This window comes from Spiroplasma endosymbiont of Clivina fossor (assembly GCF_964031115.1).
Taxonomy (GTDB): domain Bacteria; phylum Bacillota_I; class Bacilli_A; order Mycoplasmatales; family Nriv7; genus Nriv7.
Genome location: NZ_OZ035006.1, coordinates 2005526 through 2023439 on the forward strand (window position 1 = coordinate 2005526; position 17914 = coordinate 2023439).

The 17914-nt window shown below is 27.1% G+C and carries 12 protein-coding genes; 10 read left to right on the top strand and 2 right to left on the bottom strand.

Annotated features, from left to right (window positions below; translation table 4 throughout):
* Window positions 1–49: 49 nt before the first annotated feature.
* The 10 genes from dnaX to AAHM82_RS12200 all read left to right on the top strand — a co-directional run bounded on the left by dnaX (window position 50) and on the right by AAHM82_RS12200 (window position 16215).
* Window positions 50–1867: a DNA polymerase III subunit gamma/tau gene (gene dnaX, locus AAHM82_RS12155; protein WP_342264109.1), complete on the top strand. Its 1818-nt coding sequence runs from the start codon at window positions 50–52 to the stop codon at window positions 1865–1867.
* Between the two features lie 20 nt (window positions 1868–1887).
* Complete coding sequence (locus AAHM82_RS12160; RefSeq protein WP_342264110.1) at window positions 1888–2085, top strand: hypothetical protein; 198 nt, start codon at window positions 1888–1890, stop codon at window positions 2083–2085.
* A gap of 12 nt (window positions 2086–2097) precedes the next feature.
* A complete protein-coding gene (locus AAHM82_RS12165) occupies window positions 2098–2508 on the top strand; it encodes a toprim domain-containing protein (protein ID WP_342264111.1) in 411 nt (136 codons plus the stop codon).
* A 15-nt stretch (window positions 2509–2523) separates the two neighbouring features.
* Window positions 2524–3180, top strand: coding sequence for a dTMP kinase (tmk, locus tag AAHM82_RS12170; protein WP_342264112.1), 657 nt, complete (start codon window positions 2524–2526; stop codon window positions 3178–3180).
* Window positions 3181–3697: 517 nt separating this feature from the next.
* The gene (locus AAHM82_RS12175) at window positions 3698–4672 is read left to right on the top strand and encodes a hypothetical protein (protein ID WP_342264113.1); all 975 of its coding nucleotides are present in this window, start codon (window positions 3698–3700) and stop codon (window positions 4670–4672) included.
* 13 nt (window positions 4673–4685) lie between these two features.
* The gene (gene tilS, locus AAHM82_RS12180; RefSeq protein WP_342264114.1) at window positions 4686–5942 is read left to right on the top strand and encodes a tRNA lysidine(34) synthetase TilS; all 1257 of its coding nucleotides are present in this window, start codon (window positions 4686–4688) and stop codon (window positions 5940–5942) included.
* A 29-nt stretch (window positions 5943–5971) separates the two neighbouring features.
* The gene (gene ftsH / locus AAHM82_RS12185) at window positions 5972–7951 is read left to right on the top strand and encodes an ATP-dependent zinc metalloprotease FtsH (protein WP_342264115.1); all 1980 of its coding nucleotides are present in this window, start codon (window positions 5972–5974) and stop codon (window positions 7949–7951) included.
* A 359-nt stretch (window positions 7952–8310) separates the two neighbouring features.
* Window positions 8311–9213: an ABC transporter ATP-binding protein gene (locus AAHM82_RS12190; protein WP_342264116.1), complete on the top strand. Its 903-nt coding sequence runs from the start codon at window positions 8311–8313 to the stop codon at window positions 9211–9213.
* 50 nt (window positions 9214–9263) lie between these two features.
* Window positions 9264–12314, top strand: a complete 3051-nt coding sequence (locus AAHM82_RS12195; protein WP_342264117.1) for an ABC transporter permease — start codon at window positions 9264–9266, stop codon at window positions 12312–12314.
* 67 nt (window positions 12315–12381) lie between these two features.
* On the top strand, window positions 12382–16215 hold the full coding sequence (locus AAHM82_RS12200) for an ABC transporter permease (protein WP_342264118.1): 3834 nt from the start codon (window positions 12382–12384) through the stop codon (window positions 16213–16215).
* Between the two features lie 236 nt (window positions 16216–16451).
* Here the strand turns inward: AAHM82_RS12200 and AAHM82_RS12205 are convergent, their stop codons facing one another.
* Together AAHM82_RS12205 and AAHM82_RS12210 are read right to left on the bottom strand one after the other, a co-directional pair.
* Window positions 16452–17477 (bottom strand): hypothetical protein, encoded by a 1026-nt coding sequence (locus AAHM82_RS12205; RefSeq protein ID WP_342264119.1) that lies wholly within the window; start codon window positions 17475–17477, stop codon window positions 16452–16454.
* Between the two features lie 6 nt (window positions 17478–17483).
* Complete coding sequence (locus AAHM82_RS12210) at window positions 17484–17828, bottom strand: hypothetical protein (RefSeq protein ID WP_342264120.1); 345 nt, start codon at window positions 17826–17828, stop codon at window positions 17484–17486.
* Window positions 17829–17914 lie beyond the last annotated feature (86 nt).

Below are 17914 nucleotides of genomic sequence, written 5' to 3' on the forward strand. Positions count from 1 at the left end.
AATTTTATTGAGACTATAATCTTAATAAGTATAAAGGGTGGATTACTAAATGAAATATTTAACGCTATATCGAAAATATCGTCCCAATAAATTTAGCAAAATTATTGGTCAAAATCAAATTGTAACTTCGTTACAAAATGCAATTATTAATGATAAATTTAGTCATGCTTATTTGCTTTGTGGACCAAGAGGGGTTGGTAAAACTTCAATTGCTAAAGTCTTTGCTAAAACTGTTAATTGTTTAAAAATAATTAATGGTGAAGCTTGTAATGAATGTTACATTTGTGAAAGTTTTAATAATAATTCTTGTCTTGATTTATTAGAAATTGATGGTGCTTCAAATAATGGTGTTGATGAAATTAGAGAATTAAAAGAAAAAATTTCGTTATTACCATCCCTTTGTAAATATAAGGTATATATCATTGATGAAGTTCATATGTTAACGATTAGTGCTTTTAATGCTTTATTAAAAACATTAGAAGAACCACCACGACATGCGATTTTTATTTTAGCAACGACAGAAGTATATAAAATTCCTTTAACAATTGTTTCTCGTTGTCAAAAATTTGATTTTAAATTAGTTAATAAAAATAATTTAGTGCAAAATTTAATAACAGTGTTAGAACAAGAACAAATTCCTTATGAAAAAGATGGTTTAGAACAAATTGCGCTTTTAAGTTCAGGAGCGGTTCGTGATTCATTAAGTATTTTAGAACAAATAATTGCTTATAATCGTGAAGTTGTTAATTTAGCAAGTGTTAATATGCTTTTTATGATTCCAAGTAAAGCTGAAAAAATTGCGTTTTTGTTAGACATTATTAATAATAAGACATTAAAAGTTTTGCAAACTATTAATAATTTTCTTCAAGTTGGTGTTGATATTAATAATTTAACAATTGATTTAATTAATATTTGTAAAGAAATTATTATTTATAAAGGTACTACTAATAAAGAAATATTGATGATTTTAGATCCTGATGATTCGTTTCCGTTTAGTATTTTGACACAAGAACAATTATTAAAAATTATTGAAAATTACTTAGAGGCGTTAAATAATTATCGTTTTAGTAACAACGCAATAATGTATTTTGAAATTGCTTCGTTTAAAAATATGAATTACTTTCAAAATATGGCTTCAATAGTAACGACTGAGGTTAGTCATCCTGATGAAATAATTACTACTGTCGAAAGCCAGCAAGTTGACAATAAAAAAGAATCATTAACATTAAATGATTCGGAGTTAGTAGTAGCGATTGATGATTTAAAACAAGAGACCAATAAGATAATTATACCACAAAATGATGGTGAAAACCAAGATGAAAAAGATGAAAATGTTTCTGAAACTAATAATATTAGTGTTATTAATAAACCTTTTATTTGAGAAATGATGGATTATCTTAATGTTTTATTGCAAGCTGATAAGTATTTAAGAACAGAATATAGTAATCGTTGAAATTTGATTAATGAGTATTTAACTCATAGTTCGTTTCAGAAGATTGCTAAAATGTTAGTTGATACAACAATTGTCGCTGCCATGAAGGGGGCAATTATTTTATCTTGTCCTATTGAACGCCAAGCAACAATTATTAATAATTATAGTTTTACTAAAAATATGCAAGAATTTTTAAAAGATATTTTGGTTACGAAAAATTTAATTATTATGGCGGTTCATACGCCAGAATTAGCATATATTCGCCAAGAATATTATCAATTACGAATTGCTAATAAGTTACCAACGCCATATGGGCTTAATTTTAAAGATTATTATCGTCAAGAAGAAGATATTATTGTCAAAGAGAAGTTATTAGATAATTCAGTTTATCAAACGGTGCAAGAATTATTTGATAATATTATCTTAATTGACTAATTTAAAGGAGAATCAAGTAAATGACAATGCAATATCCTGAAGTTTTAGAAAAGTTAGTTGATATTTTAAAAAAAATTCCAGCAATAGGAAAAAAGAATGCTGAACGGATGGTTTTACAAATATTTTTGCAAAAATCGGATTTTATTAATAGCTTAGTTACCACATTACAAGAAGTGCGAGACTCATTAATATTATGTAGGCAATGCAATAATATTTAGTAATGAAAAAATATGTACGATTTGTCAAGATACGAAAAGGGAACAAAATGTTCTTTGCATTGTCTTTGCATTGTTAGTAATTGGCAAGATTTATGAACATTAGAAAATCATCAAGTATTTAATGGCACGTATCATATTTTGATGCAAGAAATTGATTTACAAAAAGGTATTTCACCAAATGATTTATCTTTAGATTTATTGTTAACTCGTGTTAGTAATAAAAAGTGACAAGAAATAATTATTGCTACTAGTCCAACAATTAATGGGGAATTAACAGCGCAATATATTAATGAATTATTAAAAAATTATTCTGATGTTTCAATTACTAGAATTGCTCACCGTTTACCAGTAGGAGCAACAATTCATTATGCTGATCAGTTTACATTAAAAAAATCATTAGAAGGTAGAAAAAAATTATCGTAAGGAGAAATTAAAATTGTGAATTCAAAACCATTTTTTATATCATTAGAAGGAACTGAAGGTTCGGGAAAAACAACTGTTGGGCAAATGCTAAAAGAAAAATTACGTCAAGAAAATTATGATGTAATTTTAACTCGTGAACCAGGAGGAGTAAAAATTTCGGAACAAATTCGAGAAATTATTTTAGATAAAGGAAATTCCGAAATGGATAAATGAACGGAAGCCTTGTTGTATATTGCTGCTAGAAGGCAACATACGGTTGAAGTTATTTTACCAGCATTGCAAGATAATAAAATTGTTATTTGTGATCGTTTTATTGATTCCACCTCAGCTTATCAAGGTTTAGGTCGTGGTTTAGGAATTATAACTTTAAATGATATTCAAAATACTATTATTGGTAATGCCAAACCGGACTTAACAATTTTTTTTGATCTTGAACCAGAAATTGGTTTAAAACGGATTAAAGATTTTAGAACGATGTCAGAATTAAATCGCTTGGATTTAGAACAATTAGACTTTCATCAAAAGGTTTATGAAGGATATCGAATTTTACTTAGTCAGAATCCGCAACGCATTAAAGCAATTAATGCTAAACCAGATATAAAAATTGTTTTTGAACAAGTGTGAGTTTTAGTACAAAAGCATTTGCTTACTTTAAATATGAATGTTAATTAGTTAATCATTACAAATTTTATTCCTATTTACTTTTTATTTAAAACTATTGGTCGCGTTTAGTTTTCTTAGGTATTTTTGAAAAAAGAAAAAATAATCTTTAATTTTATAGATAAGTATTGATATTTCAATAAAACCTTGATTTTGCTGGGTTTTTAGTAAAACCGTGTTTTTACAAATCCCTATATTTAATAAGGGTTTTTTACCCTGTCAATACTTATCTTTAAAATTAGAAAAAATAATCATTTACTATAAATTATTTTAATATGCAAATTAAGTATATATTTCTTATGTATGATTTTTGTTGTAAAAAATTATTTTAATGTTGTTTTTATAAGCATTTTACTTAGTTTTTATAACCTTTTATTAAGATTATGTTTGTTAATAGTAAATATTTTGTTTTATTACTTATTTTTCAAATAAAACGATAATTAAATTGTAGTTACTTTTCTTTCAAAATTAATCAAATATTTTCCCACCTAACAAAACTTTACGCGTCCAAACTTAATCAAACTATTTAATGGAGTCAAATACACGAATGTTGAATGTTAATATGTTATCAAAAAAATTTATTAGGATAATTGAAAATTATTTAATTAATAATATGTTTCCGCATTCGTTAATTATTGCTAGTAATAGTGATGAAATTAATTATCAGTCAGCAATATATTTAACTTGTCGCTTAGTATGTGAAGATATTAATTGGTGTGAGGGAAAATGTAATAATTGTCAACGCGTCATTAGTAATAGTTATCCTGATTTTGTTATTTTAAATTTATGTTCTGAAAAATTAAAAAAAGAAATGATTCGTGAAATTATTAGTAAATTTAGTTTGTCTTCGTTAGAAATAACAAATAAAAAGATTTATTTAATTCAAAATATTGAAGATGGTAGTTTGGAAGCTAATAATAGTTTGTTGAAATTTTTAGAAGAACCACCAATTAACACGTATGCTATTATTACTAGTAAAAGTATTAATCGTGTTTTACCAACAATTATTTCACGCAGTCAAGTTTTAACATTATTACCAATTGATTTTGAGATAGTGACAACAAAACTTATTAATGAATGAAAAGTTGCTTTTGAGGATGCTAAGCTAATAAGTAATTGTTTTTCTGATTGAAATGAAATTGTTGCGAATGTGGATTATGCTAAATTTTTGGAAATCAAATTGCTAGCATTGGATTTTATTACTAATTTTATTAATGATAATAATGAAGATAATTACTTATTGTCTAATAAAATTAATAAATTAGAGAAAAATTATTTATCTTTATTTTGAAAATTAATAATTTTAATAATGAAAGATAGTTTTTTAGAATTTCCACAATATTTTATTACGCAACAAAAATTTATTAAGGAAGTTACTAACAAAATTGCTAATAAACAAAATTATTTTTTAACGATAATTTATGAATGTTTAGAAAGATTAAAGTTTCCTGTTAATAAAAATTTACTTGTTGATTACTTTATAATTATGATGTTAAAAATTTAAAAATGGAGTTACTATGAAAAAATTTTATGAAAGTCTTGATATTCAAGAAAAATATTTATTAGGAATTTCTGGCGGGACTGATAGTATGTTTTTGCTAGATAATTTGTATCAAGCAGGATTTAAAATTTTTGTTGTTCATATTAATTATCAAAAAAGAACTAATAGTGGGCAAGATGAATTAATTGTTGTTAATTATTGTTTAAAAAATAATATTGAATATGCGGTTTTACGAGTAAAACCGGAACAATATCGGAAAGAAAATTTTCAAAATCAAGCTCGAAAAATTCGTTATGATTTTTTTATGAAAATAGCAAAAAAACAAAAGATTTTTAATCTTGTTATTGCTCATCAATTTAATGACTTATTAGAAACTTATTTATTGCAAAAACAAAGAAAAAGTTTAGTTTCCTATTATGGTTTACCTTTTAAGCGAAAAATTAAAAATTTAACAGTTTTTCGTCCAATGTTAGCAGTAAAAAAACAAATGATTCTTGATTATTTAGAAAAAAACCAATTAAATTTTCAAGTTGATGCTACTAATGAATTGGATATTTATGTGCGCAATGTTATTCGGAAAAAAATTGCTTGTTTTTCAAAACTTGAAATTAATAATTTATTACAAGAAATTAATGCGAAAAATATTCTTTTAAAGGAAGAACAACAAAAAATAAGAAAATTATTAGTGTTAATGACAATTGGTGATAAAATTAATTACAAGTCGTTTTTATTATTGGAAGAAAAATGACAACAAAAGTTAATTTATCAATATTTATTAACAATTGATGATGAATTAATAACTAAAAATTATTTAAAAAAAATTTTAAATAGTGTCCTTAAAAGTAATAAGCCAAATATTCATATTAAATTAAATGATCAATGAATTTTTATTAAAGAATATGAATTTATATATTTAAGTAAACCAATTATTAAGGATAATTATTGTTATACAATTACTAACTTAAAAAATTTTAAAAGTCGTTATTTAGTATTAAAATTAAAAAATAATGGTAATATTAAAGGAATGGGATTTTTTGTTGCTAATGATGAGTTTCCGATTTATGTTAAGTGTAATGCGTCTAATGAAAAAATTAAAACTAAGAATGGTACCCAAAAAATTAATCGGTTATTTATTAACAATAGAATTAGTTTTCAGCAAAGAATTAATTGACCAGTAATATATAATTGTCATCAACAATTAATTGCGATTCCAATGTTGGCTGTTGATGCTAATCATTTGGAAAACAAAAGTAATTGATTTATGTTAAAATAAGTTAGTAACTATGAAGAGAGGAAAAGATTGTGCAAAATCGTAAAAGAAATTTAGGTTTTATTTTTATTACTTTACTGTTCGCATTATTATTAGGGATTCTAATATGATACTTTTTAAAAGGTGGTTATGAGTATCCTGATTTTAATGACCTTAAAATTTGACTTAACGAAGGTAAAATTAAAGACCAAAATATTACTGCTGTTAGTTGAAAAATGGGTCAATCATTAGGAAATTATACATTATTTGGAACTTTTAAGTTAGGCAATGGGCAACGCTATCAATTTCAAATGGTTTTAGTTGATTCAATGTGAAAAACAGTTAATGCCTTGCTTAACGGTGAAGAAGTAAGCAGTATTTTTAAAGGTAAATTACCAACGGTATATAATCCTAATGAAGCACGTCTTTGAACTGAATTATTGCGAATGTTACCTTTCTTATTATTAATTGGAGCAACAATATTTCTTACTTTAAGAATGATGCGTTCTCCTGGCGGTGGCGGCGGAATGAATCCGTTTTCAATGGGGAAAAATAAAGCGCGCCAAACAGAATCAAAAGTTAGATTTACTGATGTGGCGGGAATAAATGAAGAAAAGCAAGAATTAGTGGAAATTGTTGATTATTTAAAAAATCCGACAAGATATGCACAAATGGGGGCAAGAACACCCAAAGGGGTTTTGTTAGAAGGTCCTCCGGGGACAGGAAAAACCTTGTTAGCAAAAGCAGTAGCTGGTGAAGCTAATGTTCCTTTCTTTTCAATTTCTGGTTCGGAATTTGAAGAGATGTTTGTTGGTGTGGGTGCATCACGGGTTAGAGAATTATTTAATAATGCGAAAAAAAGTTCGCCATGTATTATTTTTATTGATGAAATTGATGCTGTGGGAAGAAAACGCTCATTGTCAATGGGATCAGGAGCTGGTGAACAAACTTTAAACCAATTATTAGTGGAAATGGATGGTTTTGAGACGAATGCTGGTGTTATTATCATTGCAGCAACTAATCGTGTTGATGTTTTAGATCCAGCCCTTTTAAGACCAGGGAGGTTTGATCGTACGATTCAACTATCATTGCCAGATATTCGTGAACGGGAAGCAATTTTGCGACTCCATGCTCGTAATAAGAATTTATCACCTAAAATTGCTTTTAATCGGATTGCTGACCGAACCCCAGGATTTAGTGGTGCCCAATTGGAAAATGTGCTTAATGAAGCGACATTATTAGCGGTGCGAAAGCGAAAAACTGTTATTGATTTAGCTGATATTGATGAGGCTATTGACCGTGTTGTTGGTGGACCTGCTAAAACTTCCAGAACAATTACGGAAAATGATAAGCAAGTGGTTTCTTATCATGAGGCGGGACATGCTTTAATTGGGTTAAAATTAAGACATGCATCTAAAGTTCAAAAAGTAACAATTATTCCTCGTGGAAATGCGGGTGGTTATACGATTATGACACCAAAAGAAGAAAGTTTTTTACATTCCCGCGATAATCTTTTGGCAACGATTACGGGTTATTTAGGTGGAAGAGCATCAGAGGAATTAATTTTTGGTGCTGAAAAAATTACTACAGGAGCGCATGATGATTTAGAAAAGGCAACTAATATTGCCCGCCGAATGGTTGTTGAGTTTGGAATGTCTGATTTGGGAATGCGACAATTTGAAAGTGTGAAAGATGAGTATATGGGTGTTAATAGTGCTAATAAATTTTCTGATGATATTGCGCAAAAAATTGATGCTGAAATTAATAAATTTTTGGATGAATGTTATCTGGAAGCAAAAAAAGTAATTAAGGAGCATCGTAATATTTTAGATTTAATTGCTGAATCGTTAAGAGTTTTAGAAACAATTACTGCTGAACAAATTGAATATATTGATGAAAATGAAAAGTTACCACCAGATGTGGTAGCTGCTAAAAAAACTCAAGAAGAATTTCGTGAAAAAGAACTTCGTGGTGATGTTATTGAAGCAAAACCTAAAGGGAGAAATTCTGATATTTTATCATCAGATACTTAAAACTGATAATAGGGCGCGTAAAGTTTTGTTAGGCGGGAAAATATTTGATTAATTTTGAAAGAAAAGTAACTACAATTTAATTATCGTTTTATTTGAAAAATAAGTAATAAAACAAAATATTTACTATTAACAAACATAATCTTAATAAAAGGTTATAAAAACTAAGTAAAATAATTTTTTACAACAAAAATCATACATAAGAAATATATACTTAATTTGCATATTAAAATAATTTATAGTAAATGATTATTTTTTCTTTTTTCAAAAATACCTAAGAAAACTAAACGCGACCATGATAAAGATAAAGAAGATAAATAATAATTCAGTGGTATAATTAGAAAAAGTTGGGAGTAAGTGTAATGGCAAAAAAGCGATCTTCAAAAAAAACGGAAAATGATAAGAGTATTATTTCATTAGAAAATAATAAAGCACTTTTAACAACGATTAAAGAAAATTTAAAGTTACAAAAGAAGATGACTAAAGCTTGTTCCAAAAGAATTTTAAAAGGTGAAATTATTTCTACCTTAGGTTATAAACCGGATTTAAAGAAATTTATTATTGAATTGCATAATGTAGAAAAATCTTATGTAATGGGAGAAATTGAATATAAAGTTTTAAAAGGGATTGATTTAAAAATTAGTCGTGGTGAATTTGTTGTTATCTTAGGACCTAGTGGTAGTGGGAAAACAACATTATTAAATATTATTTCTGGTTTAGATAAAGCTTCAACTGGTGATGTTTTTGTTGATGGTCATAACTTAACATTATTAAAAAATCGTCATTTAACTGATTTTCGTTGTAATTATGTTGGGTTTGTTTTTCAAAATTATAATTTATTAGATACTTTAAGTGCTAAAGAAAATGCTGAAGTTGGGGAAAACTTAGCTAAAAATAAAAAGCGGGTAATGACATTGGAAGAAATTTTTGTATCAATTGGTATGTCAGCAGAAATGGATAAAAAGCCTTCGCAATTATCTGGGGGTCAACAGCAAAGAGTTTCAATTGCGAGAGCAATTGCTAAAAATCCTTCAATTTTGTTTTGTGATGAACCAACAGGGGCTTTGGATGAAGAAATGGGACGAAAAGTTTTAGAAATTTTGTTAGATATTAATAAAAAAGAAAAAACAACGATTGTTACTGTTACTCATAATCCTAATATTGCTCAGTTAGCAGATATTGTTATTCATGTGAGAAATGGTATTATTGATGAATTAAAAGTTAATAAAGGCCCTAAAAAACCTAAAGATATAAAATGAGCTTAATAAAATTGTATTAATAAAACAGTTACTAATTCAAGGAGTGAAAAAAAACAATGTTGCTTCTCTTTATTAACGGATTACGATCAATTAATAAAAAATGAGTGCAGTTTTTTGGACTAATTGTGTTGATATTTTTATCAGTAACTGTTTTTTCTGGTATTAATCAATCTAATCGTGAGTTGTTAAGAAGTTTTAGTATTTTGCTAGATAAAGGTAATTCACACCATTTTTCTTTTTATCCGCTTAATCAAATGACTTTGCAAAATCGTGAAGCAACAATTAATAAATTTTCTGAACAATTTATGGAATATAAAAAAAATAATGTTAATAAGAATTTTGCTAGTAATGATGTAGCAATGATTTCATTTTTAATTACTGAACATTTTCAGGAAAGATTTTCTTATCGCTTAGGAGTGCGGAGCTTATACGCTAAAACTACTAATTATCGTAATAAAGATTTAAATTATACTTTAGTGTTAGCTGATTATTATCAGCATTTAATTGAAAATAATCGTAATCGCAAAGATATGAATAAAGTAATTATTACTGAGGGGCGAAAACCAATTGCTAGTAATGAAGTTATTATTTTTAAGCAGTTTGCTGTGGCAAATAATTTGAAAATTTATGATGGAAAAAATATTAATAATCCGCAATTTTATTTGCCAGGTGTTGGTGATGTTAATAATTTAGCAGTTACAGGATTACGAATTGTTGGTTATGGGATGACGCCTGATTATGTTGTTCCGATTGGAATTATGAAAAGTACGATAACAATTCCTGAGTTTGCTACGCAAACATTTGTTTATATGCAACCATTTAAATTTCGACAATTAGCTATTAATAAGTCATTAATTCAAGAGCATTATTATGGACAGTTTAATTCTGGTTATGAGTGGAATAATATTAGGAAGAATGAATATTTGCAGTTAGAAAAGCAATTTAATGAATTAATAGGGACAAAAATTAATTATAAAGCAATTGCTAGTTTAGAAACAAATGATACGGTAAAACCATTATTTATTCAGTCACGAACGAATGGTGTAATTTCAACAACATTTTTATTTTTAATTTTATTAATTGTTTTTGTAATTATTATTTTTCTTGTTAAAAAAGATATTAATGATGAAAAAATCCATATTGGATTGTTAAAAGCAATAGGATATCGTGATTGAAAAATTAGTTTTAGTTTTTTAGGAGTAATTAGTTTTTCAAGTATTGTGGGGTCGTTTTTAGGTTATGGAGCTAGTTTATTTGTGCAATATTTGTTATCAATGGTGTATATTAATCATATTCAGTTACCATTATCTTATATTACTTTTGATTGAGTAATTTTCTTAATTGTTTCGTTAGGACCGTTACTTTTTTTACTAATGATTACTTATATTTTTGCGAATGTATTTTTAAAAAAACCACCGTTAGTATTATTAACTCCTAATATTTCACCACAAATAAATGGTATTAAGTTGTTTTTTTTAAGATTAGGTTCATTTGCACCGTTTAAATTTAAAGTTTCATTTTCATTAGTTATTAAATCATTTAGTCGGGTTGTTGTTGTTATTATTGCAATGATTTCAACAACAATTCTGTTAATGTTTGTTTTTGTAACTTCAACAGTTGTTAATGATTCAATTAATAAGTCTTTTTCGCCGATAAATTATCATTATAATTATTTTTATGATAGTAGTTTTTTACTGCAAAATGATAAAAAATCTTTTAAGTATCCTTTTGTTAAAGTAGAAGAAATTAACATTAAAAAAACAAAACTTGGTTTGTTTGACTTATTAATGTTATATGGTGATAATAAATTACAATTAGAAACAATTTTTAAGGATTATTATCTTCCTGCTCCGTTATTAGATTTAATATATAGTCAATTAAATGGGTTTATTAGTAAAATTGAAAATAGTCCTGTTAGTGAACAAGAAGCAATATATGATAAATTAACAATGGCAATTAATAACTTATTTTCTTTTAAAGAAAGTGTTACCGTTCAGCAAACACAAATGGTTATTAAAAATTGATTTATTTTACGGGAATTAGCGGATCTTTCAAAAACAACTAAAACTGATAATGAGGGTAATATTAGAAAAGTAATTACAACAAATATTGGTTTTGATTTTGTTCCTTATCAAGAAGATAATGAGTTACCATATTTGTTGCTTCTTGGTGAAGCTGTTAGTAACAATAAAGCATTAGGAAGTTTGATGATTCATAGTGTTGATTTTGAACATCACAAAGCGTTTTTAAAATTAGAAGATGAGAATGAAAATAATTTGTATCCATTATTAGAACAAAAATTAGCCAATTGAAATGAAGTTAAAGATATTAATGAACCAATACCATTAGTAATTAATTCAGTAATGGCAACTTTGCATGATTTAACCGTTGCTGATTATTTTGTAATTGAGTTTAAATATAATGATACTATCCAAAAAGTAAATTTTAAAATTGTTGGGATTGCTGATTTTTATCAAAATTTTTATGCATATGCACCACTTGATGCGATGCGTTTTGTCTTTGGTTTGGATAATAATTCTTATAATGCTAAATATTCACAACAAGATAGTTTAGAGGTTCAAGATTGAATAACTTTAAGAACTGATGGTAATAATAATTTGCAAGGTTTAAAACCATTGTTAAATTCATTATTGGATATGAGTGCTGTTAAGCAAATTGCTTTGAAATATAACAATATAATTGCAATCATAATTGCAATTATAATATTTTTTGCAACGACAATTTCTGTGGTTATTTTAGTAATGATTACTAATATTGTTATTACTGAAAATAAGAAGATGATTATTGTTTTTCAAACTTTAGGTTATAAAATTCATGAAGTGTCAAATATTATTATGAGTGCCTATATTCCAACGATTATTATTGCATTTTTAGTTGGAGTGCCGATAAGTATTATTATTTTAAAAGAATTATTTATCTTTGTTGCGAAATTAACTGAATTTAGTTTACCGGTTAATTGACAGTGGTGACATATTATAGTAGGGATTGCTATTGAGTTAGTAGTATATTTGGTATCATATTTTGTTGGTGTTTTTAAACTTCATCAACAAAGTATTGTGCAAAAAATTAAGGAATTGCAAGAATAGAATTTTTTAATGTATAATTTAAATAATGCGAAAAAAGCAGGGTAACATATTTAAAAGGAGTTTAATAGTGAAAAAAAGGCAATGACAAGGTTTTAATCTTGGAAAACTCAAAAACTATTACATTCTTAAAAACGCTTTTAAATCAGTTTTAAGAAATAAGATTCAAATGATTGGGCTAATTCTTTTAATAGTGTTAACGGCAGTTATTTTTACTTTAATGTATACAACAACACAAAGAATTAATAATTCTTATGAGAATTTTATTACGGCATCTAATTTACATCATTTTGTTGTTGATTTAAGAAATAAAAATCGGATTCCGGGAAAAGAAGCTGATGAAACTGATGTTAATATTCAAAAGGCATTAGTTGAGAAAACTGCTTATATGCAATGAGCAATGGAAAAAGTCAGACTTGCTAATGAAACAAATAATAATTTTGTGTTTGCATATCGTGAAGGACGAATGGTTTCTCGTGTTATTGATAATAATGTAAGTTTGTTTAAAGTTATTGCTTATGATATTCAAAATACGATTGATAAATTGGTTATTACGGAAGGTCGCAATATTGAAACTGAGCAGGAAGTGGTGTTATCACCTGAATTTGCTAATGAAAATAAATATCGTGTTGGTGATATTATTTGTTTACAGTCAGAACAGTGTGATGTTAATAATCCTGATAATAATGCTTTAGAAATTATCGGACTAGGAACTTCTGTTGATTATATGTTTCCCCAACTTGATTTAACAACGCCAATTCCTAATCAAGCGCGTGAGGGGATGGCATTTGTTCGTCCTCACCAATTAGGACTTTTTAGTCCTAATAATACGCAATTAATTGAAAAAGGTATTAAATGACAATATAATAAAAGTGTTGAAAAAATTTCGTTAACTTCTGAAGTTGATCGTGAAGGATATTTTGTTGCTCAGTGAGGTGCTGGTAGTGAACAAAATATTTCCTTAATTCAAAGACAATTACAAGATTATTTTCTTAGTAATGATGGTAATAATAATTTTGTATTTGTGGCTAATGATGCTAATTATGCTGAATATGATTTTAGTGGTCGTGTTAATACGCTAAAAACAATTTTGGTTGCTTATCAAATTATGGCAATTGCTTTGCTATTAATGGTGCTTATCATTGCGGGATTTGTGATTGCATTAGTAACAAAAAAACGAGTTCAAAATTCTCGTACGCAAATTGGTGTTTTAAAAAGTTTAGGTTATTCTTCGTTTAGTATTGCCCAAGGGTTTTTAGTATATCCATTAATTGCTGCTATTATTGGGGGAATTATTGGATATTTAGTTGGTATTTTTTTACAAATTCCTATTATAAGTGTATTTAATTGATATTTTACGCTTCCATTAGGGAAATTTAGTTTTAATTGGCTATCATTATTATTTTCAATTGGTGGAACTTTTCTTTTATTAGGTTTAATAACAATTGTGGCCTCAATTTGATATATTAAAGGTAGTCCTTTGAAATTACTGCATCCCGAAGAAAATATGGGGGCAACGATTTTAACAAGATGATTTAATTATTTAAATCGTGGCAAACGATTTACAACGCGGTTTCGTTGAGCAGTTTTTTCAAAATCAATTATGAAAATGTTAACAGTAATGATTACAATGGTTTCAGTAACATTATTATTAACATTTTCCATTACGGGACCAAAAGCTTTACAAGATATGCGAACTGCAACTTATAAGGGAATTAATTATGAATCAATTACTGAATATGAAACTCCGATTTGAAATTCAATGCTTTCATCATATGGTGTTTATAATCCAGAAATTAAAAATAATCAACAAGGGATTGATGGTGATCTTTATTCACCAAAATTAATGGTTGAAGAGAAAATCAAGCCGAATGTAAAACGATATCGTCCGACATTGGTAGAATTAGTAAAACTCTCAACTTTAAATTATCGTCTTTTTGATTTAAATTTTTACCTTAATTCAATTTTAACGAAGTTAGAACCAACAGCGACATTAACACCGTTTAAAAATATTACTTGCATGCTGGCGGTTGATGGTTGGAATGATAAAACAGAAGCCGAGCAGGCAAAATATGCAATTACTGATTGTATCATTATTGGTACGACAAAAAAGTCGCCTTATTTTGTTCGTAGTAAGTTATCATCATTAGAATTAACTTTAAGAAAAATTGAAGTTAGTTTAGCAATTGATATTTTGCAATCGGGAGATTTAATGAATCCTACTGCAGAATTTACTAATGGTAATCCGTTAACTTTACAAGAAAATAATGGCTTTATTGATGAAATGAATGTTGCTGCTACTAATGATGCTGATTATAAAAACCGCTATGATGTGGTGTTAAAAATTTATGAGGAAATTAAAAAGCGACTTAATAATGGTCAAAGTGCTAGCCCAAGTGAAAGTGATGAACAATGAAATCGGTATTTAAATAAGGTAATAATAAAACTGAAAGCAATTGCTAATGATTGAGGAGGGCTTACTAAAACCTTTAATATTCAATTTGGATTGACGCCCTATAATCCTGATGAAGATGAGTTAGCAACTTATTTTAAGCCTAATATTGAAACAATTTCTCGTGGTAATATTACCTATGAAAATAAAAAAATGTTAAAGCTTAAAGCTTATGGTATTGAACGAAGTAGTAAAATGAATCTTTTGTTAGATAAAGATAATAATAATCTTTTAGAAACAATGTATGAAAATCATTCGCTTAATGCGGAAATTGTTCCTGTAGTTATTAATCAAACTATTGCTAAACATTTGCAAATTAATCAAGGTGACATTTTAGATATTAATCCTAATAAACAATCATTATATTCTAAAACTGCTACGGCTGATAGTAAAATTGTTGACCTGAAAAAATGACATTTAAAAGCATTAAGTACTGGTTTCCAAGAAGTGACAAATAATGATATTGCAGAAGAAATCGGATTGTATTTTTCAATCGGTGATGTTCCTTCAGCAATGTATCAGAAAATTACTAGTGGTGATGTTTATATTAAAACTGAAGATAATCAAAATCAAAAAATGCGCGTTATTGGTATCCAAGAGGGTTATGGTGATCCTAAAATGTTTTTACCTAAATATGATGCTGATGTGATGCTGGGTTATATTGAAAAAGGTAAAAGTTGAGAGCTTTCAGAACATTATCAGAAAATTAAAGATATATTTCAAGAAGTTACTCACTTTGTTAATGATACAAGCCCAGAATTTAAGCAAAGATTTCCTAATATGACTTATGATGAGGCTGTGCAGGCGATGTTTCCTTTGTTTAATACTAAATTTTCATTAAATAAAAATATTACTGATATTACTGATAGTATTAGTGTGGCGCAAATGTATGGTGATTTTACGCAGTTAACATTAAATGGTATGGTAACTAAGGATGAGATTTCTGGTGATTTAGTTCAAAAGTATATTGGATTAGGACAAGGAGCAATTGCTTTTGCAATGCCGATTGCAACACATCAATCGGTATTTGATGAAATTAAAGGGATTGCTGATTCAATATTATGGGCTTTTATGGCGATTTCTTTATTAATATCATTTGTGACAATTTTAATTACTTCTAATATAATTATTACCGAAAATAGTCGGTTAATTGCAACAATGAAAGTTATTGGTTATAGTGATTATAAAATTAATTGATTAACATTAGGAATGTATTTACCCGTTGTGTTTGTTGCCTTTGTTATTGGTTTTCCTGTGGCGTGGGTAATTATGAATCAGTTAGTTAATTATTTAGCATTGAATTCAACCTGAGTTATGCCATTTTACTTTAATTGAGGACTAATCTTTGCGGTTTTAGTGATTATTTTAACAATTTATGCGATTACATTTGTTGTTGGTTGATTTATTTTAAAACGCGTCAATCCAATTGAAGCTTTAAAAATAAATGATTAATTTAAATATTTAAATTAATTGCATAATAAAATAAAAAGGAGTTGGTTTAAGTGAGAAAAAATTTAATCGTTTTTTCTTTGTTAGGAACATCACTAGTAACACCTAATTTAATTAATTATCAACTGAGTAATCGTGAAAATATTAGACAAATGAAAGTATATCGGGATATGAAAAAACATTATATTAATACAAAGTTTTATGCTGAACATATACAGGATGTAAATCACACACAGTTATTAGACAATGCTTCTCTTAATTGATTTCATAATACCATATTTTGTATTATTAAAATTAAAAAAAGAATTTTGCAATAATTTAAAATTATTTGTTAATATATTAATTTGTTTTTGTAATTTTGCCGAAAAATCAGCAGTTGTAGCATGCGTATAATCTCCCTCTTGAGGATTGGGTTGTAAAGCGTTTGGTGGTAAAGTACCAATCTGCTTTGGGAAAGACACCGTTAAAGTTTCTGTTTCATGTTCATAATCAGAACTTGCATATTCTTCAATAACTAAATTAGTTACAGGACCTCTAAGATTAGGATTTTGGGGGCATGTGTAATCCTGACAGCGACTTTGAAAAAATTTTAATTGTTTTTTTAAAGTAAAATTATCATTAAGTCTATCCCCTACAACTCTATCTATCTTCTCATTTTGAACGACTTTGCTTAATTTAATATCAGCTTCAATCCTTTCGGCATATTCTTGATTAATAGCATCAATTCGTTCATTTTTTTCTTTTTCTAATAACTTATCAACAACAAATTTACTGTAATACAAACCTAAATCAATCATATTAGCATCAACTGTATTTTCATCATTATAAGAAATTAAGAAATTTTTTAATTCTGTAAAATTAGCTAATGCTTTAACTCTTTGTGGAATCATATCTTGAGTATTATTTGCTAGAGTAGAGGCAATATAACTTGTACTAGAAGTATTCAAATTATTTGTTGCATCAACAAAAAATTCAACTGGAACTCTGTTAAACACTCAATGTTCAATCAAAATATAAATCATGTCCATTACGGTTTCTTTAATTTCATCAGGAAAAGTAGTAAATTTTCACTTGTTAAAGATAAAGTCAAGATACATGTTACAATCATTTTGAGCTCTTAAAGCGAAAGTTTTAAATCAATCATCAAAATTAGTAAAATTTAAATCTTTATATTTAGAAGGTATAGCATCTAAGGTTCCAGTAAGTGGTTTAATAGTATGATAACCATTAATGGTTATATTTGGTCAAAGTTCTTTTAAGAGCATTTTTTATTACTTCCGATTTAATTTTTTATTGATAGTAGTAATTTTTTTAGTTATTTGTTTTTGGATCATATTTTTAGCATTAATTTTCAAATTAATATTTTTGTTTTTAACAAGTGGTCTAACAATGCGGTTTTTAACATTTTTTCCAACAATTCCCTTACTCAAAACACTATCAACGGCTCAATTAACATAGTTGTCTTTATTAAAAATTTGATTTAAATTTTCTTTAACTTTAAATAAATTTCCTTCTTTATAACGGTCATAAGTTATTTTTAAAAGCGGAGTTAAAACTCGATATAACTTTATGCTATTGATGTAAAATTCTTGAACATTTGCTGGTAAAAATGGCATTAAAGACAATAGACTTCTTGCAAAATTAATATGATAATTATAATTTTTAAATTTAAAATAAATATAAAAGTGTTATTAAAATAATT